Here is a 25702-nt window from a genome sequence, read left to right as displayed (position 1 = left end):
TTGACTCTGCGGGCGGGGGGATAGGCTAAGGATGAGCCTACAGAAGACCGCAGGCGACGGACGGCGGAGACGCGGAGACACGGAGACACGGGGACGCGGAGATGCGGAGACACGGGGACGCGGAGATGCGGAGATGGGGAGATGGGGAGACACGGGGACGCGGAGATGGGGAGACACGGGGACGCGGAGACGCGGGGACGCGGAGATGCGGAGACGCGGCGGTCTTCCGACGGTCGGCAAGGTATCACCCCAACTGCGTAACATCAGTGACTAAAGAGGAAGGAGAGGGTCGGTGAAAAAGTTATCTCTCTTGCGGCATGGCAAATCGGACTGGGCTGCGTCCTTCGACACCGACTATGACCGGCCTCTCAAGGAGCGGGGCCGGCGGGACGTTCCGATGATGGGGCAGTTTTTCGCCGACGTTGATCTGGTGCCCGACCTGTTGGTCAGTTCGCCGGCGACGCGTGCCCGGCAGACGGCTGAACTGTTTGCCGAGGCTGCCGGCTATGAAGGGACCATCGAGTGGCAGGAGTCCATCTATGCTGCCAGCAGTGGCGCATTGATGCAGGTAGTTCGAGGCCTTGCCAATGAGGCCGGGCATGTTCTGCTGGTCGGGCACAACCCGGGATTCGAGGAACTGGCAGGCTGCCTGGTGGGTGCCGATGGTTACGGTCTGGCTCTCGGTGTGCGCATGCCGACGGCTGCCGCGGCTCACATTTACCTCACTGTGGAAAGGTGGGCAGATTGCCAGGTCGACTGTGGTCAACTGCAGTGGTTGGTTTCCCCCAAACTTCTCTGGAAAGCCACAACATAATAAACGGCCCAATGCCGGAACATGAACCTATTCGGTGCTTACTGCCTGAGGCTCATGATCGACACCCCGGCGCAGGTGATGCCAGATATAGTAGACCACGCCGACCACCAGAGCGATCATGATGGGGTATTTGAAGGGACCCATGACATGCAGGATCTCTTCCCAATGATCACCCCATGCCCAACCGACCAGAGCAAGTGCGCCGCACCAGATGAATGAACCCAGGAAGGTGAGGATGGCAAATGGAACGAATTTCACGCGGAAGACACCAGCCGGGAAGGATATGAACGTGCGCACGATGGGCATGAGACGCGCCGCGAAGTTGCCCAATTGGCCCCAGCGGCTGAACCAGCGGTCGAAGTTTTCGATATCCTTTTTGCTGACCAGGATGTATTTCCCGTACCGTTCAACCAATGGCCGGCCGCCCCAGTAGCCCAGGCCGTAGGAAATCGTCGATCCGATCAGACAGCCCAGGCCTCCAAAAAAGCCACCGATGATAAAGGCTTCGTACCATTCGGTGCCATCGGGAACCAGAAGCCATCCGGCCAGCGGCATGGTGATCTCGCTGGGGATCGGAATATTGGCGCTTTCCAGCGCCATAATGGCGACCACGCCGGGCCAACCGATGGCAGCGAACAGATTTTCCAGGAATGGCACAATGTATTGAGCCAGCAGCTCTTCCACGTCTGAAACTTCCTTTGTAGATTTGACAGCCCGGGTTCCGAACCCGCACCGGCTGATCAGCAGGCCGATCCTTTTTTTTGCAGCAATGGTGACAGAATAAGGACCGGCAGAAGGCTGGGAGATCGGTCATCCCTCGTTGCTTCTATCGGCCTTTGTTTTTCCCGCTGCCGCAATGCGTTAGGTGCCTGATTATAGCACTGTGTTGCTGGTGAGCAAAAAGTTGGGGGGCAACTACTCAGGCATAAGGTGCAACGCACTTGCTCATATGGCTCCAGAGGTGTCATTATCGCCCAAAAAATTCAGGTCGGCTTGATAATGTGGGCCAAGTGCGTCGCACCTGAGTAGTTACAGTTGGGGAAAGGATTCGTTTTCACGACCTGGTGTTATTGGCTTGATGCAGCCCGAAGCTCCATATCCCAATCACTTAGTTCCAGCGTTTCCAGCTTTGATGCCAGCGGCCTTGCGCTTTCCGGATCCCACTGCCTTAGCTGATAATAGAGGTCCAGCAACAGATCGACGTCGGGCGCGAATCCCTCCGTGCCACCACCATCGGCCAGCGATCTCCTAAGCAGTTTGGGCAACCGGTCGTCGGCCCGGGTGGCGCCCAAGCGGAAGTTGAGAAGCCGCTTGAAGGTGCTGATGCGTTCTCCCACCAGCATGATTCCCGCATAGTCGACAGGTTCTCCGGTGATCGCCTGAAGCAATCCCACCAGGTTTTCCGCTGATATGTCTTCGAGATGGCAGAGAATCGCCGAGTTTGTGAAGCTGCGGAAGTCCATGACTCGTACCGCCAATTCGGCGACCTCCCGGTCCTGTGCGTGGCGATCCAGCAGGTTGATGCCAAGCTCGGGCACGACACGGCCCCGTAAAACCTCGTAGTAGTCTCCAGCCATGTGATCGGCGCCCCGGCTGGCGGTGGCGTAGACCAATGCCTGCCCGGAGAAGGCCCGCGGGTCGTGGTAGGGCACTTCCAGCCCCTTGACAGTTACCGCCAGATCGGGAACAGCGAAGTGATGGGCTACCGCGTCGGTGCCCTCAGCTAACAGGTCCCCGATTCCCTCCCGATGCGCAATCTTTTCGACCAGTTGGATGGCAGGACTTGCCTCGCCCCATGACAGGTCGAGGCTGTCGACATCGCTGGCGTTGACCAGTCCCTGGTTGAAGAGGTAATAGAGAAAGCCGATGGTGTGGGAGGTGGAGATGGTGTCCAAACCGTACAGGTTACAGAGATGTCCGGCGTAGGCGGCGCCCTCCAGATCGTCGGAGCCGATCAATGCACTGAAACCGACGGCCGTCTCATACTCAGGCCCGTCGATCCTGGGCACCTGGCTGCCGGCGACGACACTGCGTTCTACCTCGTAGTCATTCAGGTGGACCTCTCGTCCGCAGGCAATCGGGCATCGATAACAAGCGACGGCCCGGTCAAGCATGTCGTCTATCAGCGGGCCGACACTGATGGAATCCTCGATCCTTGCATCGGTGTCATCGGTGAAATAACGAATGGGCACATCACCATACATGAAACCGAGATCGGCTCCCATCATGGTGCCTGCTATCCGCAGGCCATCGGCCATGACGTCTTCGTTGACGAAACGCATGGCAGCTCGCAGGTATTTTTTGAAGGCGATAGGATCAGCCAGGGGGATGCGGCCACTGCCACCACAGGCAATCGCTTTCAGCCTTTTGCTTCCCATGACGGTGCCCATTCCCGTGCGCGCCGCTGCCCGGCCGTGGTCATTCATCACGGCGGCATACTTGACCAGCCGCTCTCCGGCCGGGCCGATGCAGGCAACGTGGATGCGTGGTCTCTCGGGAAACTGGGCCTTGATGCGATCCTGGGTATCGTAGCTATTGAGACCCCAGAGGTCGCTGGCATCGCTCAGCCCGGCGACACCGTCGACGATTGTCAGGGTGACCGGCTTTTCGGCCTGACCGGTGATGATGATGCCATCGTAGCCGGCGCGTCGCAGGGCGGGTCCCCACATGCCACCCCCGTTGGCTTCACCTGTCAAGCCTGTGGCCGGGGAACGGGCGACGACACTATAGCGCCCGGCGGCTGGAACCTGGGTGCCGACCAGAGGGCCCGTCATGAAGATCAATGGATTGTCAGGTCCCAGGGGATCGGTATCCTTGTCGATACTGTCAGCCAGGTAACGAGCGCCGAGTCCGCTGCCGCCCAGGAACTGGCGCGCATAGTCTCGATTCAGGGGTTCATCCCAGACCGAACCGTCGGACAGGTCTACTCGCAGAAGTGTTCCAAGATAGCCAGGAATCATGCCGGAGTGCCGGAGTGTCAGCGTGTCAGAGTGTCAGCGTGTCGGGATACGAATAATGGCAAAATGAAACTGTTAGAAATCAATACGACGGCCGTCGAAGGCGTATTGGAAGAGTCGCTCGAGGTCCTGGTTGTCGGCGTAGCGAGCGTTGAAAAAAAGTTGGTTGTCAGCTTCAGCGTTTTGAATCAATTTGGGCAAGGCCTGTTGAAAGTCGGCTCGGCCGATTCCCAGTTCCTTCAGTGTGGGGGCAAAGTCGATAGCTGCCTGTAGCTTGCGAATGGCGGCCACCAGGCTCGCGGCACCTTGTGCCTCATCGGCTGCCGGCAGATCGAGAAAGCGGGCGATATCGGCATAGCGGGTCTCCCCGTTGCTGACCGTGAACTCGATGACGTAGGGCAGGAACAGTCCCACAGCGCGCCCATGCGGAACATGGAAGACAGCGCCCAGCGAATGCCCCATGGCGTGAGCCAGCCCGGCCATGGCATTGCCAAAACCGAGTCCCGCGATTGTGGCTGCGTTGTGCATACGCTCTCTTGCCTCGGCATCTGAGCCGTCGGCATAAGCCCAGGGCAGGTATCGAAACACCAGTTGCGCCGCCTTCAGGCACAGGCCATCGCTGAAGTCGTTGCGCATCGTGGCCGTATATCCCTCGATGGCGTGGGCCAGGACATCGATACCTGTGTCTGCTGTGATACTGGCTGGCAAACCCATGACCAGGCTCGGGTCGACGATGGCCAGATCGGGCAGCACTTCCTGGGTCCCCAGGGACAGTTTCATGCCAAGGCTGTGGTCGGTCAATATGGTGAACCAGGTTGCCTCTGAACCGGTGCCCGAGGTGGTAGGGATGGCGAGCAGGCGCGCTTTCTGCCGCAGGCCGTAGGTCTCGATGGGGTTGATTGTTTCCAGGTCGGCATCGGGTCTCTCATAAAGCAGCCAGGCTGCCTTGGCGGCATCCATGCACGATCCGCCGCCCAGCCCGATGATCCAGTCGGGTTGGTAATCGGACATTTGCAGGGCGCAGCGGCGAATGGTCTTTACCGAGGGCTCTGGCTCGACATCGGAAAAGACCTCACTTTCGATGTTAGCACGGGCAAGGTATTGTTGAACTTTTTCGATGAAACCAAGGCGGGCGATGTTGGGATCGGTCACAAAAAAGGCCCGCTGTCCCTCAAGTTCCTCGAGATGTTCAAGGGCATCTTGCCCAAACACGACTTTGGGGCTGTTGAAAAACCACATGGTTCTGCTACGAAAAATCGGTCGGTACTTGAGTGGCGCAGTTGACCAATTCCTGAGTCGCCTTGACCGACCGCAGGATCTTCGACATGTTGCCCTTCAACTTGAGTTGGCGTGTCATGAGAGCCTGAATTGGATCGACCTGTTTACCAATTACCTTCTCCCAGGCAGAAACCTTGCCGCTGACCAGGAAATCGGGCGATTTTTCGCCTTGATCGTCGACGGCGAAGGCCTCCCGGCACTTGCCATGCCAGAGGTCAATGTAGATGGTGGCAGTTTCAGCGCCGCCCATGTCGGAGGTGAAAAAAAAATCACCTTCCCAGTCGGCTGCTGCTGCCCGATAGGCTTCGCTTTCATTGACGGCTTCCATCAGGCCTTTGGCCCACTCGTCCGACATAAATTTCAGGGTCATAGGGAATACTCCTGGTGTTGGGATAACGTTCATGACGCATCGCGTCTTGGCGCCGCCAATATACCATGATTTGCACGGGCTAGCAAAGAATATGAGGTTGGCGTTGAACGTCGATCAGGATGATTTGTGTTCAGTTGGCAGAGTGCCGGATAGCTTGCGATCCAGGCGGTCCAGCCTGTGTTGCAGATCGGAGAGTAGCTGCTCGCGCTGGGAACCGGGTGGCAACTCTTTAGCCGTGTGCAGTCCCCATAGCGTCCATTTCCGGGCGGCTGCCAGATCGTTGCCGTGCCATTCATGGTGTTTTGCGAGTTCGATGTGAGGGGTTGGGTCGGGACCTGGAACGCTGGTTATCCATCCGTTCCAGATGGCGACGGCCTCGTCTCTGCGTTCCTGGCGTTTCAACATCCATCCCAAGCGGTTGAGCACAGTGGAACGAATCTCAGGTGACAGGGCTCCGTCGAGAGCTTTGCGATAAGCGCGTTCACCGGCAGTCAGCCATCCCAGTTCCTCGAAACTTCGGCCCAGGCTGGCACAATCGGCGGGATGGTGCGGGGACTCGATCATGCCATCGCCATCACCTTCGAACGGGGCACAGAGCATGGCTGCCAGAGGCACCATGCTGACAATATCCTCCCGGTTATGGTAAAACACCCGAACCATCTCCGTTGGATTGCCAGAGCGGGCGTATTCCTGGTAGAGGGATGGTATCAACCAACCTGGCACATCAACGTCATTGCGCTGAAAATCCAGGATTCCCTGTTCCAACGCGCCCAGAGCGCAAGAGGCCAATCGAAAACGCCAGCGTTGCCGGGATGGGGGGAGCAAGTCCAGGTGTGGCATTTCCTCCAGGGGCGACGGCTGGTGGTGCATTGCATAGCGAGAATTGAGAAGGGGCACATCGAAGGCGCGTCCGTTGAAGCTCACCAGCCCGTGGCAACGCGCCAGGATGGAAGTCGTAACGTGCAAGAGGGCCGGTTCCTCGCCCGGATGTCTCATGAAGACCTGGCGAACGATATAGCGATCGGTGGCAGGCTCGAACATGCCAATTCCTATCATGAAGATGTAGGTGCCGGCGCCCCCGGAAAGTCCGGTCGTTTCAGTATCGATGAAGCCTGCGTGGTGGAAATCGAAATCGGCCAGAGCGGGATTCCGTGCGCAGCCGGCAGCCGCTGCACCGCTTATTGTCAGGGCCGTGACGAGGGGTAAACCTCCTCGCACTTCGCCAAGATCGTAGCCGGTTTCAGCTACCAGACAGGGCCCGTGGGGAGTGAAGACCTCCTGTGCTCCTGCCAGTTCTTTCAAGGAACGGATAGCGGGGGATTCGATTGCTGCTGAAGGATCGCCGTTCTTCTCCCGCGGCTTTTCGGATGGCCGGGAGGTTGCCAGGCCCTGGCGGCCGCGTCGAACACCCAGGCGGCGGAGACGGCGTAATCGCTCGCCAGCCTGATCATCTGTCGGCCGGGAGCCCTCAGGTTCATGGGACATAGGTCAGGGACCCAGTGAACTCAGCATGACGCCCAGAAAGTTGTAGCCGAAGTGGATCAGGATGCAGACGGTCAAGTTGGTGCGGGTGCGCATGACGCCGAGCAGCAGTGCAATGGCCAGGATCAACACTGTTGCGGGCGAGATGCCGTACTGGCTGTGGAGTACAGTGAACAGGATAGCCGTCAGGATCAGACCAAACTTTGGTTGAAGGGCACCTCGGAAGATCAACTCCTCACCCAGGGCGGCAGCCAGACCGATGGTAATCGCACCGAACAGGCCGTTGACATCACCCAGAAGCAGGTTGCCTGCATCCTCGATCTGCTGGAAACCCTCGGGATCAATGGCCTGCCAGCCGTAACTCAGTGCGAACTGGACAGCAAGCAGCAGCAGGATTGCCCCCATTGCGATGCCCAATTGGCGGAGGTCAACGGGCTTGATTGCCAGACGCTCCATGCTCTCGCGCCAGTCGCGGCGGATAAGGGTCCCAATCCCGGCGAAGGTCAACAGGATCATCCCAACGGCTTGTGCCCAAATCAAGGCTGTGGTGACGCCGATGGGACCGAATCCTTCCAGGGCCGCTGGATCACTCATCAAAGGGATCTGTCCCAGGCCCATGCCCAACAGGTAAACAGCGAAAACCAGAGCCGTCGTGTGAACGGTGGAATCGGGATCAATGGGTATGAAGCGGGCAAGGAGACTTCGGACTGGCCTCAGCAGAGGGAAAAACGCAACGACGCTGGCGATACCCATTGCTCGTGCAAATACTACGAAGGCGGCTAACGTCGTCTCGTTCATGCCCGGCACCGACAACGATGGTGCGGCTATGCCCAGAAGGCCGAAAAGCAGAAGAGACAGGTTTAGCAGGATGATTGCGATGTATGTGATCCAGCGAAATGCCTGGTTGTAGGTCTCCAGGTTGGCAAGGACCATGATGATGGCCAGAATGACAAAAGGCAGCAAGGTTGCGCCAGTTTCCATAAGATGTCAGTCCCTTTCAGAACGAGTTGGGAACGCAGGGTCCGGGAGACAATGGCCCATTATAGCCTACGATTCCTTCTCGTGCCAGCGTTTCAGGGCTGCAACGACGTTGGCAGGCAGATCGTCGGATGTTCGACTCTGGAGAAACGACAGGACCCGATCGGCGGTGATTCCCCGCGCTGCCGCGTCGCGAAGGGCCGTCTGCGTGATACGATAGCGGAACACAGGAGAGGGCTCACTCCGTTCGGGGGCCGCCTCCCAGACCGTGAATCTTGATACCTGAAAACGATCTTTGAGAGGACTGTCACCAGAAACGCTCAGGGAAAAATCAGGTTCTACGGTTATCCTGCCGTTGCTCTCCGGCTCCGACGGTGGCCGGTCATCCACGATCCAACTCGCGCCATCCCGAGTGAAATGGAAGAAGGCTGGTGGTGCAGGTTGGGAATCTGTTGCTGCCAAATCGGTGATTCCAAGCCAATGGAGAGGACCGGAAACGATGAAACGAAGCAGTTCTCCCTCGACCGCCTGCCAATTCTCGAAACCACGCAGAAAGGTCTGGGCATTCCGTTGCCGAACATACCACGTGTCATAGTTGCCGGCGGGACGCTGAAAATCGGGCTGGTGGGCTTTCACTGCAGCGACAAAATCATCGATACCGTACCATTCGGAGGAGTCCAGCAACGCCAGCAGGTTGCGCAGGCGGTTACGTGTCGCGACCGGGTCGTTGGACCAACTGCCGGTCTGCTCGCAACACAAAGCAGGGGCTCGACAAAGGTCGTTCCAGGTTGTCGCGCGGTTCCAGGCGCCCATCAGGATCCGACGTTGCATAGCGCGGTCCGCTTCCAGCCAGGATGCAACGGTTGGACCAGTCAAGGCGAGCCGGTAACCGTCAGGTTTGAGCCAATCGAGGTGGGCCGCCAGGGACAATAAGAGCGCCAGGGGTGAGCCGGGAGCTTCAGGGTCGATTGCCTGAGCGGGCTCGTCCAGAGGCTGCAACATCTGGCGGTTTAGATCGTATAGACTAGTGGCACGCCATGCCAGTGGATCATTGGTCCGGGTCAGGCGCACATCGCCCTGGTTGACCAGGCAGAGAAGTGTGCAGGCATCCTGCAGAAGCGCATTGGTGGCGGGGATAGGTGTCCGAGGCGCAAGGGAAGCCGCGAGGTTAAACTGCATGTCTATCGATCGTGGCGACGGCAGCAGAGCCAGCAGGTCGTCGGGCACGTAAAGGAACTCTACCATGCCATTCGGCCCCTGCGCGAATGCGCGGTGGATAAGCCCCCGGTACCAGAGTTCCTCCGCAGCACTCAGTGGTTCTCGATAAGGTTTCTCCCGCTCGAGCCTGCCAGGGCCAAAGGTTCGGATTCTTCCGAACTCGCGCTCAAACGGAGCAGAGGGCGACCGTCCCTCTGAACTTTGAAGGGATGCGAGGGCAGCTATCGCCGAAACCGGGCACGACGCGAGAAGGATCGCCAGGTGATCGCCGTTCAGCAGGGCTTTTTCAATCTGCGCCACGGCAGTTCGGACCTTGTTGCTGCGCAGCGTCAGGCCGTTGAGCTCGGCGATAGCGCGCAACAGGGAGAGGGAATGGTTGTTCAGGCTCTGGCTCAAAGAGTACATTGGTGACGATCCCTGGCTGGTATCGAATGCGTTACGGTTTGCCATGAGCGGTTTGCGGAATCGATCATGGGATTGTATAATACGCTCACGCGATGAAAACCGTTCATGGCTGGGCCACAATAATGGAATCGCTCACAACGGACAGAGAGGTGAGGCAAACCGTCACCGGTGTGTCCCGGGAGCTTTATCAAGAAGCGGATATTTCATCGCTCAACGGAGATCAGACTAATGAAAACAAATGTAATCGAAGAGTTGTTGGAAGGCTTCCAGCTTAGCTGGCGTTTGATGCTGGACCCACGCGTTTCGACCATGCTAAAGGCGCTGGTGCCGATTCTGGGAATCGGTTACTTTCTATTCCCGATCGATTTAGTACCCGACGTGATTCCGGTGCTCGGCCAGCTCGACGATGTTGCCGTACTGATACTTTTGACCCGACTCTTGATCAACATGGCCCCGCAGGCGGTTGTCGACGAATACCGCTCGGGCTCCAAAAAAACTGCGGGTGCTGAACCCTCCGCCGACAGTTATCAGTCAACAGGATCGACCGGCAGTGCCGGGTCGAACCAGGATGATTTCGTGGACGCCGACTTCCGTGTCGTAGACGAGGATTAGATTGCCTATGCCTGCTGCCAACACCACTGAATCTGGGCCTTCACCGACCGAGCTCTATCGCCCTTCCCAGGTTGCGGGAATGCTTGGCGTCAGCGCGGCCACCCTTCGTCGCTGGTCACGGCGTTTTGAAGACTATCTTCACCTGGGCAATGCTGGCCAGGATGAGCGCAGCCATCGTCGTTACACCGGCGAAGATGTCGCGATTCTACGCCAGGTCAAGGCCTATCTGAACCAGGGCTGGACCTACGAGCAGGTGGCTGAGCGCCTGGCTGAGGGCCCGGTGTCTCCAGCGGAAGCCGGGTTCGATTCTGTCGAAACAGAGCCGGATGAGCTGGACGAAGAGTCCACACCGTCGGTATCGGAGGCGCCATCGGCGAACGGCGAAGGGCCGGCGATAACATCAGATGACGATGGCGGTCCCCTGTTGCCCAGTGAGCCCATGGTGCCGGCAGCCCAATTCCTGCGCGATGCGGTCTCATCGATTCATGATACGCAGCAGATCATTTTGAATAGCCAGCTGGCCAGCCGGGACATGTTGGGTGTGATGATTCAGGATAATCTGAATCTTAAGGACGAGAATACCAGTGTGCGGGAGCGCATGTTAAGCCTGGAGCGTGACCTGGCGGAAGTTCGCCGGCACCACGCAGATTATCGGGAACGTATGGAAACCCGCGTCAGGGTCCTGGAAGATGCCGTTGCCAATTTGATGGCCCGTCAAGCTCCGACGGCGGTACAGTCCCCTCAGACTCCGCCGTCCCAGTCGTCGCCCTATGAGCAATCGACCGGGTATGGCCAGCAATCACCCTACCAGCAGCCTGGAGAGAAACGTAGTTTCTGGTCCCGGCTGATCGGTGGCTAGCGGGAGGAAGAGCTTCATACAACCGCCAGACCTATTGAAACAGCGTCAGATCAGCAGCCGGTGTGAACGATACACTGGCTGCTTGCGCGTCCAGCACAGGTTCGGCGATCAGATCGTAAGCCATGGCTCCTTCAATACGAGCGGTTAACATCTGGCCCGGTGGCAGCGCCTCTCCCGGAACCAACACCAGCCCATCGACCTCAGGTGCCTCCCGATAGGAGCGAGCGAGGTTGACGATCGCGCCGTTGCTCAGCATCAGGCCGTCACTGCCTTCGCCATTGACAGCGTCAATCTCTCCCAGCCCCTCAACAAGCAGGTCCAGCGTTCTGCCGATCTGTGCCTGGTTCCGTGCCAGGGAAATCGATTGTTGCAGCGCCATGATTTGATTCCAGCGATCTTCTTTGACCGATTCAGCTATCTGATTGGGGTGATCGGCCGCGGGCGTGCCCGGTTCTGTGCTGAAGGGAAAGGCTCCAACCTTGTCAAACTGAATGGCTTGGATGAAATCAAGCAGCCCGGCAAATTCCTGTTCTGTTTCGCCGGGGAAACCGACGATGAAGGTGCTTCTCAGCGCGATATCAGGCATGGCAGTCCGCAACTGTTCAACCGTATTGTACACCCACTGGATGTTGCTGGGCCGGTGCATGCGACGCAATGTGTCGGGATGTCCATGCTGGAGTGGGATATCGAGATAGTGGACAATCTGTTCCTCAGAAGCCATAACCTCGATGAGGCGATCACTGACGTGGCCCGGATAAGCGTACATCAGCCGCAGCCACCGCAACTCCGGCAGGCGGTGGCAGATGGCTGAGAGAAGTCGGGGGATCGAGTCTGGCTCACCGAAATCGCGGCCGTAATCGGTGCTGTCCTGGGCAACGACGACCAGTTCTTGAGCGCCACCGGCCACCAGCGCTGCGGCTTCGTCGATGATGGCAGGCAAGGGCCGGCTGCGTAGCTTTCCCTTGATGGAAGGAATGGAACAGAACGCGCAGGGCGCGTTGCACCCGTCGCTGATCTTGAGATAGGCACTGCCTGTGGGCACTGAGGGGCGAAGGACAGACCCATCGGGCTTCTGCTCGGGGTCACCCAACAGCGCGTAACGCTGGCCGTGGCGCTCACGGCGCAGTATTTCCGCCAGCGGCACGATTTCCATCCAGCGACGGGTGCCCAACAGTGCGTCAACCTCGGGCACCCGGGCCACGATCTCCTCGCCGTTGCGTTGGGCCAGACAACCGGCGGCGATCAATTTCTGCCGGCGACTCTTGCCGTTGGCGAGTTCCTGAAGAGTCGCAATGGACTCCTCTTTGGCTATCTCCAGGAAGCCGCAGGTGTTGACGATCAAAACATCTGCGGCTGATGGATCAGCAGTGGCGTCGTAGCCATCGCGCTGCAGCAGCATGGCCATTGCCTCACTGTCAACCGTGTTCTTGGGACAGCCCAGGGTCAAAAGATAATAGGTCGATTGCGGTTTCGGTTTACTCTTTTTTGTCATGGATCACAAAAAAAATGGGCGGAAAGGGCTTTTGGATAGCACCTCTCCGCGCCATGATAGCCATTAGCAGACGAGCGGCTGCTCAGCCACATTGGCGCAGCCCGTCAAGCTCCCGGCGAGGTTTCCTAATTGCCGGGCTAACCTGTCTCAGCAGGCTGCGTGGCGGTCGGAGTCGGCGTTGTTTCGGCGATTTGTTTGCCGTCGATACTCCATTGCATCTGTACAACTTCGCCGCGACCGCCCAACCGGTCCAATAGTCGTTCATTCAGGGTCGCCATTAAGCCTGCAGCGTTTCCGGTCCGCAGGACAATAGTCTCCTGTCCTTGCCACGAGTTCTGGTCACCCTTTTCCAGGATGCCTTCATAGCGAATCGTGCCGTCTGTAATTACCCGTATCCAGGAGCGCTGCGTTGCCTCAACCGCCAGGGTCAGGCCATCTCCAGACAATTCGATCGCCTCACCAGGGGGCGTCGGTGTTTCCCCGGCAACGGTTTCTTCAGGCTCTGCCGTCGGATTGTTGCCCGTGGTGACTGCGTTGCCTGTCTCCGGCGCCGGCGTCGCCTTGGGTACGTCCGTTGGCGTTGTCTTGGGTGCGTCAGTCGGTGTGTCGGTAGGCGTCGCCGTAACCCGGAGTACGATACGCGTCGCCGTAGCTTCGGCTGTCTCTTCCTCCGTGATCACAATCCCGGTACCAGAGGAACCATCGGGCAACGTGGCAGCTACGTTTGGTATCCAGTTCCGCTGGAAGGTCAGAACGTAGAGGGCCCCGATTGCCATGAGTGCTGCCAGGGCTGCCAATCCGATCCAGCGCCACGGCAGAGGTTCTCTGTCCTGTTCGGCCAGTTCCATCTCGATGGGGCGATAGTCTAATGGACGTTCCTCGAGGGGCTCGGAGAGGACTGCAACCTCGTCAGGCGGCAACCCTCGTTGCTGGTAAAGCTCGATAACCTCGTCGGGATCCATGCCCAGGAATGCGGCATATTTTCGCAAAAACCCCCGGGTCGTGACGTCGCCAGGGAGCAGACTCCACTCCTCGGCTTCCATGGCCGCCAGGAACTTTTGCCGGATACGAGTGCGATCCTCTACCTCGGCGAGAGAGAAATTCTGAGCTTCACGGGTCTCGCGAAGCCATGAACCGAGCTCGTTCATTGGGATGCGATCCTCCGTACGCGACAAATCCACGACAGGAGGGGGGGGGTCGTGTTAAGTTGTGACATGGCAAATACTATACCCGCGAGCGGTAGGTTTGTCAAACCTACCCTAAAATTGGGAGTGGGATGCAATTGCAGATTTGCGGGCTCTGTAGCCGATGGTATAATTCCAATTCGGCGTCATACTCCGGGAGTTTTTCGTTCTGCGCCGTGCTATACTCTGTGCACTTTGCGCAGGATTTGACAGGGAAAGGGATCGATATGCGCGTATTGATGTTTACCGGCAAGGGAGGCGTTGGCAAGACCAGCGTCTCCGCAGCAACTGCACTGCGGGCGGCCGACATGGGCTATCGGACGGTGGTTCTGAGTACAGATATTGCCCACAGCCTGGCCGATTCCTTTGACATGCGGATCGGCAATGAGCCAACCCAGCTGGCCCCGAAGCTGTGGGGTCAAGAGATCGACCTGTTGCACCAGATGGAAAAACACTGGGGGCAGGTGCAGGAGTATCTATCGGCACTCTTTATGTGGCGCGGCATGGACGATCTGATTGCCGAGGAAACCAGCGTGCTGCCTGGTATGGAGGAGCTGGCGAGCCTGATGCAGATCAACAATCTGGCTCAAGAGGGGAGGTACGACCTTATCGTGGTGGACTGCGCACCAACCGGCGCCACGCTCCAGCTATTGGCCTTTCCCGATATGGCGCGCTGGTATCTGGATAAGATCTTACCCTTCGAGCGGGCCGTAATGAAGGTTGCCGGGCCCATGTTAAAACACATGGCCGATTTTCCATTGCCCGAAGAGCAGTTGTTTGATAGCGTGGAAGAGCTTATCCGTCAGTTAGGCGGCATGAGCGAGTTGCTGAGCGACCCCGATGTTGCCTCCATGCGGCTGGTCTTGAATCCAGAAAAGATGGTCGTCAAGGAGGCCCAACGGGCCTTGACTTACCTCAGTTTGTACGGCTATCCCACCGATATGGTCGTGTGCAATCGGATGATCCCTGACACGGTCAGCAATGGCTATTTTTCCCGGTGGAAAGAAATTCAGGCCAAGTACCACCAGTATGTGGAGGAGGCCTTCACGCCGCTGCCCATCTTCGACGTGCCTTGGTTCGACGAAGAGGTAGTGGGCGTGGACATGCTACGCTACATGGGCGCCGCGCTCTATAACAACGTCGATCCCACCGAGGTGTTTTTCAGCGGGGTTTCCCAGGAGGTGCGCAAGGTTGATGGGATCTACGAGCTACAACTCTCCCTGCCCTTTGTCGAGAAGTCGGACATCAAACTCACCCGTTCCATGCATGATGAGTTGATCGTTCACATCGCAAACTGGAAACGCAACATTGCGCTGCCGCGCGTGTTGGCGGGACTGCCGGTAAAGGGTGCCCGCTACGAAGGGAAATCCCTGGTCGTCTTTTTCGGAGATTCTGATGGTGTGGCCGATGTCTGAGCATGACATCATGGTTCAACCGGGCGACGCCAGCCTGAGCCCGTTTTCGCAACACATTCCCTCTCCTGCCAGGCTTTCGGCAGGAGTGTTCTTTATCAAGTGACAGACAATGACGAAACGGGTACTTTTCCTGATGTCAGATACTGGCGGCGGCCATCGAGCGGCGGCCCATGCGCTGAGTCAGGGATTGCATCACCTGCATGGAGATCAAGTGTCCTGCGAGATGGTTGATTTGCTGGTCGATTATGGTGGGTGGCCCCTAAACCAGGTGCCGCGTACCTACCGCCCGCTGGTTGAAGATCACCTCTGGCTGTGGCGAACGTTGTGGTGGGCAGGGGAACAGCCCACGATCTGGCGGCTGGCCAACCGGCTGGTCCAACTCACCCATCGAGGGCGCATAGCGGCCTTCTTCAGCAGCCATAGGGCAGACCTGGTCGTTTCCGTGCACCCGCTCTTCAACCAGCTTCCCCGGCAAGGGCTGCGGCGTTTTATTCCGGGCATTCCCTTTGCCACCGTTGTTACCGATCTCTCCAGTGCCCATCCCGTCTGGTACGATCCCGATGTTGATTTGTTGTGTGCTTCCTGTCCGGAGGTGCAGCGCGCCGCCATATCGGCCGGCGTGCCGAGAGACAAGGTGCATCTTATGGGCCTACCGGTGGGCCTGGAGTTTCTGGAGCCTTCTGGCGATGCCAAAAAAGCTCGCAGAGTATTGGGATTGGATCATCGCCCCACAGTGTTGTTACTGGGCGGCGGCGAAGGCATGGGGAAGATGGCCGACACGGCCAGGGCTCTGTCGATGTCGTTGGCGGAGCGTGAGGGTCAACTGGCCATCATCTGCGGTCGCAACGCGTCGCTCCGCCGGCATCTGACAGGGTGTTCCTGGCCTGGAACGGTGACCGTGCATGGCTTCGTCGATAACATGGCCACATGGATGATGGCTGCCGACTGCCTGGTGACCAAGGCTGGACCGGGCTCAATCGCCGAGGCCCTGGTCAGTGGCCTTCCCATGGTCCTCAGTGATTTTATTCCCGGCCAGGAAACGGGCAACGTGGACTTCGTGGTGGAGAATGGGGTGGGGGTTTTCAGCAGGGATCCGAGGGAAATCGGCGAAACGGTTAGTCGATGGCTAACACCCGGCAATTCGTCGCTGGCGACCATGCGACAACGGGCTCAAGCATTGGCGAGACCCCGGGCTTCGCTGGATATCGCCTCGGCGCTCAGTGAATTGATGTTTTGAAAAAAAAAGCGCAGTTGACGAGCGGAAATGCTGCGATAAACGTTAGCTGTTCTCCAGGTCAACACTGCTGGCCGTGGCCGCGCTTTCCATGGGGAGGGGTTCTTCTTCGAGGGGAGCGGGTTGAGGTCTGGAATAGTCCTCCGGTACCTCGATGACCGAGGTGCCGGGCACTGATTGAGCTTCCGAAGGGGAGGGTTCGGCCGGCAGTTCCACCGGCTCGACGACCGGTTTTCCGCGGCGGGCAAGAGCAAAAACGATCAGAGCGACACCGGCGACGACCAGAAGCACCGGCCAGAGACGAATGGGATCGGCCAGGTTTGGATTGGACTTGGCCACGCCTGCTGTTACCGAGACCAGACTCATGATGAACAACACGGCCGCGGGGATCAGTGTCCAATGGAACTGGGAACGATCGTAGGCCAGCAGGTAGACCGCCAGAAAAACCAGCCCCATGCCACCGAAGAGGATGGCGCCCAACATGTGTTCGGAAAGGTCCAGATCGGCCAACAACACAAGGGCTATCATCACGACCATTGAACCAAAGGGGATAAGGGCCCACCAGTTTTCCTTGCGGTTGCTGAAGAAAATGACAGCGAAGGCCAGGGCTAAGCCGAGAAAGAGCAGAATCCCGATCCATTCGGCACGCACATCCCTGCTGCTCAGGAAGATGACGGCAGCTACGGCCAGTAAGGTGAAACCGGGAATTACTTTCCACCAGTCCTGGCGCGACATGAAAAAACTGATCAGGAATGCCAAACCGACCAGGGCGAAAAAGATAACAATGACCCACAGCGCCGGTTCCTGGTAGTCGGCAAATACGCCGAAATTCCACAGGAGAAAGCCGGTCCCAACGATGAGCAGAATTAGTCCCCACAGCAAGGCGGTACGAGTGCGCGTCAAGGTCGGTTCTCCCTTCCAATGCGTCCTGTCTCCGGCGACGTGACCGGTGTGTGTTTGCGAAGATATTCCTCGAGGGCATCGCGCAGGGTTGTGGGCACCTCGTAATTTGCATCCTCGTCGTTCAGCTCAAAACTCAATTCGTGGCGGCGGCGCTGATCCTGCCATCCTAAATTGGTCATCTCGGCTGCCCCGCCCGAGACCCGGTAATGACGGTCCGGGACAAGCGGCTCATCTCCCACCGTCACCGATGTGACTCGTGTCCCGGGCGGGGCAGCAGGGTCGAATCTTGCGGTCATACCGGAGACGGCAATGAGGCCATGGGGGCGTCCCCGGGTCCAGAACGGGATACGCTCGGCCCGTTTTGGATCGCAAGCGACTTCGAGCATTTCCAGCAGTTGCGAGCCTGTCAATATGCGCCAGGTTGGATTGGCCGGCGACTTGCACGCCCGGTAAACATCGCCCAGGATCACGGTGCCCCGATCGATGGAATCCAGCAAGTTTGCCGGAAAACAGATTGCCACGTTGGCTCCGGTGCGCTCTCTGATCGCATCGGCCAGCAGGTTGGTCGCGCGGCTTTCTTCGATGGGGTCGAAGCTGAGTGCCTCGCTCAGCTGACCGACCGGTTGCTGCAAGAGTTGGGCCACGTGGGCCTTTTGTGTGGCTATTCTTGCCATCACAGCCGGATTGGGATCGATGGCCGGATCCAGGGGGATCAGCGTGGCTGAGCGACTCAGGATTTCGCCCGTGGCATCGTCCATGTGCAGGTCAACCCGGCCCAGAAACCGCCCGTAATCTCCAGCCTGGGCGATCAGAGTATCGAACTGAATCAGGCCGTTGAATATGGTGGTGTGGCTATGCCCGCCAAGGATCAGCGCGATATCCCGAATTGACAGGATCATCTGAAGGTCTGCTGCCAAACCGAGGTGAGACAACAACACGATCTGCTGGGCCCCGTCAGCTCTGAGTTTCTCGATCTCCTCGATGACGATCGGGGCCGACTCCGGGGTCTCAATGCCAAAAAGCCGCCAGAAATGCCAGCGGGGTGCCATGCCGATGAAGCCAAGGCGGATACCGCCGATTTCTCTGATCACCGAGGCTGTGCAACCGGTGGTGAGGTTCCCCGACTCGTCCAGAAGATTTGCTGCCATGAAGGGAAAGCCAGCCGCCTCTGCCATGGCTGGGATGACCTGGGGCCCAAAGGAAAGAGCCGCACCATTTCCCACGGCTGCCAGGTCGTAGCCCGCGGCTCGCAGGTAGGCCATAGCTGCGTTGCCTCTGGTCACCGCGACCTCGAGAACGGTACGGTCCTCCGCATCGCCGCAATCGATCAGGAGGCAGTGGCCGCCCTCTGACTCGACCTCGGCTCTAATTCGCCGCGCCATGGTAACCAGGCGCGCCAGTTCATCGAAGTGACCGTGGATGTCGTTAGTATGTAAGAGGGTGAGTTTCATGCGTCGTCGGTCTTTTTCCAGGCTTGCCACGAGGAAATTCCCTGCCAGGCAAACACGACGGACAGCAGGGCCCAGGCAGCGATTTCCCACCATCGACCGCTGGTGAGGGCGAGACCGGCGCAGAAAAGCACCATGCCCAGGCTGAAAACTGCCAGAAATCGGGAGGATGCCAGAGCCTGACGCAAGCTGGTTTTGGGCGAATTCAGGCCGCGGCGCCAATCGGTGTAGCTGAAAGCGGCCAGTATCACTGCCAGGCCCAGGATCCACAGTCCATTAGTCAATACGCTGTACCAATCGATCATGTTTCACCTGGCTCAACCAAGATAGCCCAGACCGGCCAGTCGTTCGCGCACATAGTCCGCTTCCTCGTCGCTATAGCCCCGTTCGATTCCAGTGCCATCCAAGCCTAATTCCTCCAGGGTTGCGGTAGAGACTCTTGCGCTGTCGGCATCTGCGAGGACTTCGCTCAACACGCGGCCGTCCATCTCGACCGGCACTGGCTGGCCCAGGAGGTGAAGCGCTGTTGGGGCAATGTCGATCAGCGATGCCTGCCCTAACTGGCTGGCGGATTGAACGTCGGGTCCCCAGGCAATGAAGACGCCATTCATCCGATGGCAGCCGGTGATGGCCCGTTGAGCCATCTCTTCCGGCGAGAGCTGGCGAGCCGCCGCCCAACCCCGATAGGCCGCGTGCGGCTTGAACATATCTGGATAGTCTGCCTCCACGATCAGATCGGGAAGATGCTCCAGGTATGGACCGTCATAAAGTTCTTCCCTGCGCCAGACATGGCGGATCAGGCGAGCTCCGGATTGGGGATCGGTCAACTGAGGCAATGTGGAGATAATGTTATCCCGCAGGGCTTCATACGCCTGGCCTGGCTCCACGATTCCCTGGGGATCGCGGCCGCGCAGGTTGATCCAGATATTTCCCCGCAGTTCCTCGCTGTAGGCCAGGGTTTTGCTCCAATCGACATCTGGAAAGAAGGCTTCCGCGCCCAGGCGGATCCGCAGGCTGTCGGGCCACAGGCGGCGGAGCTTGGTAAGGGTTTGAAAACGAATACGGCCATAGAGGGAACGTTTGCCCCGCTGGACGGCTCGGGAAGCCCAGACTGTAGTGTACTCTCGCACACCACGCCTGCTTTCCTGGCTCCTGAACTGGAGGAGTTCCTGCTCCTCCAGCCAGATGTTCAGATGAATGGCCTGGGGACCGAGCGGACCCTGTCCATGGTCGGAAACGACCAGCACATTGGTATCGTCATCCAGGCTCTCGATCATTTGACCGATTCGCCGGTCACATTGCCGGTGAACCTCCAGCAGGGTATCACCATAACGGGCAGCCTCTTGCGGGTCGTGCAAGGGATGAGAGCGATCGTGGTACTTCCAGAAGAAGTGGGCTGCGCCATCTGTGGCACTCACGACGAAAAATGTCATGTCCCAGGGCCGGGTTTCCATGAGATGGGTCACGGCGTCGAAGCGGACGTCGATCTCGCGCAACAGCTCGGCACGGGCACGGTCGGGGCGCTTTCGTTGCATCCACAGCCAATCATCAGGTACGATCACATAGGGTTGACCTGCGGCGTCATCCAGCTCGTCCTTCAAATCCGGCGGATAGGTGTAGGTTGCTCCCAGGCCTGGCGTGTCCCGGCCGCTGACCATGACACCGCGCACCGGTTCCGGTGGAAAGGTCTGTGGCAGATTGACAATGATGACGTTCTTGCCGTCCCTGCCGAGATAATCCCAGAGGGCCGGCATAGCACGATGGCTGGCGTTGAGCAGGCGAAAGCCATAGGTGCTGAAATCGCGCTCCCAGAAGTCGAACACCCGGTGCTTACCCTGTTGGGTTCCGGTGACCATGGAGGTCCAGGCCTGTGCAGTGAAGGGGTGGATCACCGAGCGAAGCGGACCCCAGGCTCCCTCCTGCATGAGTTTTTTCAGGTAGGGCAACTCGCCGGCTGCCACCCAGGGTTCAATCAAGTCGAACGTGGCGCCGTCCAGGCCGATGATGACCAGACGATTGGTTTTTGCTGTCATAGATCAAACACTATTCAACGGCCGTTCACCACGCAAACCTGCCGGTAGACAGGTGGGTCGTGGCGGTCTCGAAACAACGTCCAAAGCGGTTGGTACAGCAAGCGGTGGACGTGCCGTAATCGGCCTTCCTGCTGAAGTGATTGCCAAAGCGCGAGAGTCGTGTTGGGTACCAGCTTCAGATCGAATTCTTTGAATCTGCGAGAGGCAGCGGATGCCATGAGCTCTCGCAGGGTTTCGGTCTCCAGCGGTTCGGCCGCCAGATGTTCGGCTAACCAGGGATGATCCTCTCCCGTGCGCTCTCGGAACAGATCGTTCACGCTTTGTTCAGCGGCTCTGGTCCCGGCGCCTGCAGGTGCTCCGACGATTAGCAGGCTATCGTCTGCCGCGACTCTGAACAGCTCGGTCGTGAGGCCGATTCGCTCCGTTGCCGAGAGATGTTCCAGCGTGTCCATGCAAAGTACGACGTCGAAGCTGCCATCCCTGAGTGGCAACGCCAACCCGTTGCCGACTATCGGTGTGACCTCGGTATGCCGTCGAATGCGTCCGATATTGAAAGCCAGGTCCACGCCTATGGTTTGCACCGGCAGGTAGGAGGTCACACCTCCCTTGCTGCCACAGCCCACATCCAGGATGCGGGGCACCCGGGAGGCTGAGAGGCCTGTTGTTGTGTCACCAACCGTGCCGCGCAGGAAACCGGCGTCCTGCAATGCTGCCTCCACAGGCACGTAACGCAGCGCAATATCGGCTCGCCAACTCCAGTTCCAATCGGAATAACGCAGTGCGATGGCCCGAAGCGGCGCCGGAAGAGGGCGGCTGAGCTGCTGGCCTCGGTCGACCGCCAGCAAGCTCTCTCCTGGCCTATTCGCTTTGCTGGACATCAAAGATCAGCAGCGGCAGCATCCTGGGCTGTCCTTCCAGCCGGTGAATCACCAACCCGATCTGCCTGGCACCCATATGACGGTAGAAGCCTTCCGCGTTGGGATCCGACTCGATCAAAAGCAACTCTGCCTGCATGGTACGGAGTTGCCAGACTGCGTGGTCGAACAGGGCCGGTCCAATACCCTGACCCATAGACTGTGGCCGTACCCAAAAATGTTCCAGCGCCCAGCGGGTATCTTGCCCGGCGATGGCATAGAAACCGGCGACTTCACCTGAAGTCATGGCGGCATATACCGGATGCTTGCGTATGAAATCGGGCGTTAGCGTCAGATCATCTCGCCAGTGAATGAGCCAGCGTCGAGGATAACCCCAGAAAGCCTTTGCCGCCAGAGCCACGTCGCTCAGGATTGATGCAATGTCAGGTGTGGCTCGCACGATGTTCACAACTGCTAAACTATACACGATGGCGGTTATTTTGCCAAAGGTTGGTGCGAATGTGCCAATGATGAAATAGCCAACGACAGAAGCCAGTTTATCGGAGGTATCCGAGAGCTTCGAGACGCCGCTTCAATTCCTCGGTATCTTCGGGCGAACGGGCTGCGAACGCTGCCTCTCTGGCCAACTCGCTATCCAGCGGGAGATTGGAAACCCTGATGGGATGCTCCTGGAGAAAGTTCTCTTCAAAAACGTTCTCGATGACTTGACCCTGTAACGCCGTTGGGATTGGCAGTTCCAGCCCATAGAGAATGGTGGGCAGGACATCCTCGATATTGTGGGCTGTGATCTCGGTGCCCGTTCTGATGCCTGGCCCGACAGCCATGAAAACTCCGCCGGATTGGTGAATTCCGGCTCCTTCAGCCAGCGCATTGCTGGTGATTCCCCGAGGTCCCAGCTCAGAGGTCGGTTCGTATCCCGGCGCCAGGGTGAACAGGATATCGGGCGCCTGGTCGACATATGGGCCACGATAGAGTTCCTCCCGTAGCGCCACCTCCTGGACAGTTGGCGCACCGGTCGTCGGATCGCGCAACTCCCGCAACGCCGCGGCGATTTCCTGGCGAAGGGAATCGAACTGGCTGGCGGGCACGATGCCGTAGGGCTCGCGGCCCTGCAGGTTGATATAGATGGCATGTTCCATGGTGCGGCCCGAATAGGCCACGGTATGCTGCCAATCGACAATGCGGCTGACTGCCAGAGCCTTTCGTCCCCGACGAACCCAGTTTTTTGGCAGCATCCTTCGCAGATGACGAATGGGCATCCTCAGACGACGGCGCAGGATGGCTTTGCTGCCTGCGTAGGACAGCCAACCCTTTTCTGCCAGCCACTGATCGACATGCAGGCGCCGTTGCAGGGGACCGAAGCCGTGGTCTGAGAGGAAATAGACGCGTGTGTCCGGGGTTGCGGCTTCTTCCAGGAGGCGTCCTACGACCCGGTCCAGCTCGCGATAGCAACGTTCAACACCGTCGTGCAGAGCCGTGCGCGACAGACCCCCGTCGTTGGTCAACTGTTCTTCAATGGATTGCCAGGCCCAGTGCTGCAAACGATCGGGCGTTTCAAAAACCGCGGCGAGCAGGTCGGTGGGATGTTCGCCAAGAAGCCAGAAGATAGCCTGTTCGCGGGTTTTCAACACCTGCAGCAGTTGCCGGGTGATAGATGTGACTCCCGCGGTCGATTGATAGTCCAGCTCATTCAGTTTTACGCGGAGGTCGCAGACATAGCCCATGCTGCGTAAAGGCTCCGCCAGTGAAGCTGGGTTAGTGAAATGATGCTCCGTGCCGGGCGTCAGCATGCCGCTAACCAGGTAGCTGCCCGGGGGCATGGGCGGGGGCGGCCAGGTCATGGGCACGTTTATCGCGCCTATGGTCAGTCCCTGTTGTGCCAGCCAGTGCCAGAGTTGCGGCGCCCGAATGGCAGTGCTGTCGACGAAGGCGCGTTCCAGTGAGTGGTCCAGGCGGCGCTGAAATGAGAACACACCGTGCTCTCCCGGAGTCACGCCGGTCAGGAAGCTGGACCAGGCTGGGGCCGTCAGCGGTGGAATGGTAGACTTCAGGATGCCATGGGCGCCATCTCCCAATACCCGTTCAATGTTTGGTAGCCATCCCAAGGCTACCATGGGTTGTAAAAGATCGAAGGTGGCACCATCCAGCCCGATAACCAGCGCCTTGAGAGATCGATCTGGCCCGCTCATGATCCACCTCTGGGGAGGCGAAGCATGGCGCGGACGGCATCCTGTTCGTCCTCATCGAAGGCGCGCAAGAGCCACAGCCCACCGACGAAAACCGCCAATCCAAGTCCTCCCAGCAGGAGCAATTCGAGCAGGGCGGTGAGCGTATCGCCTAAAGGTAATGCCGGCGCAATCTGCTGCTGCCAAAAACGATCTCCCAGGGCGAAGACCAGGCCGGTAGCAACGCAGGCGGCGATGATTCTGGCAAGACCGGGCGCCAATTCCCGCCAGTGAAAATGTTGCCACATGGCGGCGGTTCCAACCGCGAACAGTACTGCTTCGGCGGCGATGATCGACAGGCTGACGCCCAGGGCGCCGTAGGCCGGAATCGTCCAATTTGCGATGAGAAACCCAACCAGGAGACCCAATGCAAGGCCAATGGTTTCAAGATGCTGGCGTCCCAGGGCAACCAGGGCAACGCCATAGAGCCAGCTGGGGAAGTAGAGCACTACAACCCAACCGAGGAAAGCTAACACCTGGGCTGCGCCGGCCAGATCAATATCGCTGCCCAACAGAAAGGTCACAATAGGATCGGCCAGAAAGGTAAAGGCAAGGGCGATGAGCAGGCTGATGGCGGCGAAGAGTTTGATGCTTTTGGCGAAGGCAGAATCGAACTCTTCCATACGCCCCTCAGCACGGTTGCTGAACACCGGCAGCATGGCTGCGGCGAAGGCGGCAGGGATGATTCGCATCTGCTGCACGACGCGTAACGGACCATAAAGAAGACCGTTTACCAGATCTCCCTGCTGTTGTCCCAGCCACAAGACTGTCAGCACAATTCCCCCGCGCCAGATGTAGCTGCGTAGAATCAGGCTAATGCCAACCGGCAGCGATTCCACCAGCATTCGCCATGCCAGGGTCGTATCCTGCCAGTGCTGCCCCAGGGCCTGACCCTGGCTGTCCAGCCAGGCGCGCGCCTCTTCGCGCCCCTCTAAACGCCATCTTCTGAGGGTGCCGGGCAAGTTCGTTATCGTTACCCAGAATCCCGGGATAATGCCCCACAGCAGGTGAGCCTGCGCAAAGCGGCGGTTACTGATGATCCAAACGATTATCAGTTTCAGGCCATTGGCAAGCAGTCGGGCGCCGAAGAGGGCAACCAATCCCAGGTCCAACAGGACGACCGCGACGGTGAAAACGAGCAACGCCGCCTGGCTCAATAGCACGCCCCAGAACTGGTATTCCATCCGCTGGAAGCCATGGAAGACCGAATTGAAGACATCGCCCAGGAGGAAGAGGGTTTGGGCGATGTAATACACCATGATCGCCAGCCAGAGTTGGTTGTCGCCGGTGCTGGAGGCGGCGATGGCAACGATCACCAACATTGCCGCCGACAGCAACAACCGCATGGTCCAGATGACACTGGTATAACGATCGGCGTGCTCCAGATCTTTGGAAATCTCGCGCACCAGGATGCGGTTCATGCCCAGGTCGATGAAGGCAATGAACAGCTCTATGAAACTAATGACGAGGGCATAGCGGCCCAACCCGGCCTGGCCCAGGTAGCGCGCGATTACTCCCAGGATGACCAGGCTGACCGCTGCCTGGAAGCCGTAGGCCAGTAAAAGAAGTCCCGAGTTGATGGCTATCCGTCGTTCCGGCCGGCCGGCCGGGCCATCGCCATTCTTCGGGGAATCTGCGCTAATTTGAGCCGGGGTTGTCATCGAATTGCAGGGTTCAGGATGAGTCGATTTATCTGGCGGGCCACAACTATGAAGTCATCCAGCAACAGGGTTCCCACGTCGACTGGCTGACCAGCGTCGAAGAAGGCAACGCCCGCCAGCGGGTTGCAGGGACCATCAGGCAGGTCTGTTGGCACCTCGAAGCTGTGACGAGACACATAATACTCCTGATTGCCATCCCTGACCAACCGGACGCCCCCTGCCGACCACCGATCGCCGTCTGCCGTCCGCGGTCTGTCGT

23 protein-coding genes are annotated in these 25702 nt (G+C 58.7%); 5 read left to right on the top strand and 18 right to left on the bottom strand.

Features of this window, described 5'->3' with window-relative positions; translation table 11 throughout:
• Positions 1 to 292: 292 nt before the first annotated feature.
• Positions 293 to 814 (top strand): histidine phosphatase family protein, encoded by a 522-nt coding sequence (locus U9R25_13210; GenBank protein MEA3336866.1) that lies wholly within the window; start codon positions 293 to 295, stop codon positions 812 to 814.
• A 27-nt stretch (positions 815 to 841) separates the two neighbouring features.
• On the opposite strand, the gene U9R25_13205 is transcribed toward U9R25_13210, so the two are convergent.
• From U9R25_13205 to U9R25_13175, 7 genes are all read right to left on the bottom strand, one after another.
• Positions 842 to 1498, bottom strand: coding sequence for a DedA family protein (locus U9R25_13205; GenBank protein MEA3336865.1), 657 nt, complete (start codon positions 1496 to 1498; stop codon positions 842 to 844).
• Between the two features lie 383 nt (positions 1499 to 1881).
• Positions 1882 to 3774 (bottom strand): aldehyde ferredoxin oxidoreductase family protein, encoded by a 1893-nt coding sequence (locus U9R25_13200; protein MEA3336864.1) that lies wholly within the window; start codon positions 3772 to 3774, stop codon positions 1882 to 1884.
• Positions 3775 to 3846: 72 nt separating this feature from the next.
• Positions 3847 to 5010, bottom strand: coding sequence for an iron-containing alcohol dehydrogenase (locus tag U9R25_13195; GenBank protein MEA3336863.1), 1164 nt, complete (start codon positions 5008 to 5010; stop codon positions 3847 to 3849).
• A gap of 7 nt (positions 5011 to 5017) precedes the next feature.
• A complete protein-coding gene (locus tag U9R25_13190) occupies positions 5018 to 5419 on the bottom strand; it encodes an SCP2 sterol-binding domain-containing protein (GenBank protein ID MEA3336862.1) in 402 nt (133 codons plus the stop codon).
• 114 nt (positions 5420 to 5533) lie between these two features.
• Positions 5534 to 6904 (bottom strand): ribonuclease H-like domain-containing protein, encoded by a 1371-nt coding sequence (locus U9R25_13185; protein MEA3336861.1) that lies wholly within the window; start codon positions 6902 to 6904, stop codon positions 5534 to 5536.
• Between the two features lie 3 nt (positions 6905 to 6907).
• Entirely contained in the window at positions 6908 to 7882 is a 975-nt protein-coding gene (locus U9R25_13180) for a CPBP family intramembrane glutamic endopeptidase (GenBank protein MEA3336860.1), read from the bottom strand.
• A gap of 66 nt (positions 7883 to 7948) precedes the next feature.
• Entirely contained in the window at positions 7949 to 9547 is a 1599-nt protein-coding gene (locus U9R25_13175; protein ID MEA3336859.1) for a hypothetical protein, read from the bottom strand.
• A gap of 183 nt (positions 9548 to 9730) precedes the next feature.
• Between U9R25_13175 and U9R25_13170 the strand changes: the two genes are divergently transcribed.
• Positions 9731 to 10114 (top strand): DUF1232 domain-containing protein, encoded by a 384-nt coding sequence (locus U9R25_13170; protein ID MEA3336858.1) that lies wholly within the window; start codon positions 9731 to 9733, stop codon positions 10112 to 10114.
• Positions 10115 to 10121: 7 nt separating this feature from the next.
• Entirely contained in the window at positions 10122 to 10973 is an 852-nt protein-coding gene (locus U9R25_13165) for a MerR family transcriptional regulator (GenBank protein MEA3336857.1), read from the top strand.
• A 31-nt stretch (positions 10974 to 11004) separates the two neighbouring features.
• Here U9R25_13165 and rimO read toward each other — a convergent pair whose 3' ends face one another.
• Positions 11005 to 12465 carry a 30S ribosomal protein S12 methylthiotransferase RimO gene (rimO, locus tag U9R25_13160; protein ID MEA3336856.1) on the bottom strand — a complete coding sequence of 487 codons (1461 nt, stop codon included), beginning with the start codon at positions 12463 to 12465 and terminating at the stop codon, positions 11005 to 11007.
• Positions 12466 to 12602: 137 nt separating this feature from the next.
• Positions 12603 to 13613, bottom strand: a complete 1011-nt coding sequence (locus U9R25_13155) for a DUF4115 domain-containing protein (GenBank protein ID MEA3336855.1) — start codon at positions 13611 to 13613, stop codon at positions 12603 to 12605.
• A gap of 263 nt (positions 13614 to 13876) precedes the next feature.
• Here U9R25_13155 and U9R25_13150 point away from each other — a divergent pair, with 263 nt between their 5' ends.
• Both U9R25_13150 and U9R25_13145 read left to right on the top strand, forming a co-directional pair.
• Positions 13877 to 15064, top strand: a complete 1188-nt coding sequence (locus U9R25_13150; GenBank protein ID MEA3336854.1) for an ArsA family ATPase — start codon at positions 13877 to 13879, stop codon at positions 15062 to 15064.
• Positions 15065 to 15173: 109 nt separating this feature from the next.
• Entirely contained in the window at positions 15174 to 16301 is a 1128-nt protein-coding gene (locus U9R25_13145; GenBank protein ID MEA3336853.1) for a glycosyltransferase, read from the top strand.
• Between the two features lie 42 nt (positions 16302 to 16343).
• Here U9R25_13145 and U9R25_13140 read toward each other — a convergent pair whose 3' ends face one another.
• From U9R25_13140 to U9R25_13100, 9 genes are all read right to left on the bottom strand, one after another.
• On the bottom strand, positions 16344 to 17201 hold the full coding sequence (locus U9R25_13140; GenBank protein ID MEA3336852.1) for a hypothetical protein: 858 nt from the start codon (positions 17199 to 17201) through the stop codon (positions 16344 to 16346).
• A complete protein-coding gene (locus U9R25_13135; protein MEA3336851.1) occupies positions 17198 to 18652 on the bottom strand; it encodes a bifunctional UDP-sugar hydrolase/5'-nucleotidase in 1455 nt (484 codons plus the stop codon). The genes U9R25_13140 and U9R25_13135 overlap by 4 nt, the downstream gene beginning before the upstream one ends.
• Positions 18649 to 18954, bottom strand: coding sequence for a hypothetical protein (locus U9R25_13130; protein MEA3336850.1), 306 nt, complete (start codon positions 18952 to 18954; stop codon positions 18649 to 18651). The genes U9R25_13135 and U9R25_13130 overlap by 4 nt, the downstream gene beginning before the upstream one ends.
• Positions 18955 to 18966: 12 nt before the next feature.
• The gene (locus tag U9R25_13125; protein MEA3336849.1) at positions 18967 to 20682 is read right to left on the bottom strand and encodes an alkaline phosphatase family protein; all 1716 of its coding nucleotides are present in this window, start codon (positions 20680 to 20682) and stop codon (positions 18967 to 18969) included.
• A gap of 14 nt (positions 20683 to 20696) precedes the next feature.
• On the bottom strand, positions 20697 to 21560 hold the full coding sequence (locus U9R25_13120; GenBank protein ID MEA3336848.1) for a class I SAM-dependent methyltransferase: 864 nt from the start codon (positions 21558 to 21560) through the stop codon (positions 20697 to 20699).
• Positions 21541 to 21996, bottom strand: a complete 456-nt coding sequence (locus U9R25_13115) for a GNAT family N-acetyltransferase (GenBank protein ID MEA3336847.1) — start codon at positions 21994 to 21996, stop codon at positions 21541 to 21543. Before U9R25_13115 ends, U9R25_13120 begins: the two co-directional genes overlap by 20 nt.
• Positions 21997 to 22093: 97 nt before the next feature.
• Positions 22094 to 23746, bottom strand: a complete 1653-nt coding sequence (locus tag U9R25_13110; protein ID MEA3336846.1) for an alkaline phosphatase family protein — start codon at positions 23744 to 23746, stop codon at positions 22094 to 22096.
• Entirely contained in the window at positions 23743 to 25443 is a 1701-nt protein-coding gene (locus tag U9R25_13105; protein ID MEA3336845.1) for a flippase, read from the bottom strand. Before U9R25_13105 ends, U9R25_13110 begins: the two co-directional genes overlap by 4 nt.
• A complete protein-coding gene (locus U9R25_13100) occupies positions 25440 to 25619 on the bottom strand; it encodes a hypothetical protein (GenBank protein ID MEA3336844.1) in 180 nt (59 codons plus the stop codon). The genes U9R25_13105 and U9R25_13100 overlap by 4 nt, the downstream gene beginning before the upstream one ends.
• Positions 25620 to 25702 lie beyond the last annotated feature (83 nt).

The sequence above is a fragment of the Chloroflexota bacterium genome, assembly GCA_034717495.1.
Taxonomy (GTDB): Bacteria; Chloroflexota; Anaerolineae; order JAAEKA01; family JAAEKA01; genus JAYELL01.
The sequence above is the reverse complement of the archived record's forward strand: the minus strand, read 5'-3'. Positions and strand labels throughout refer to the sequence as shown.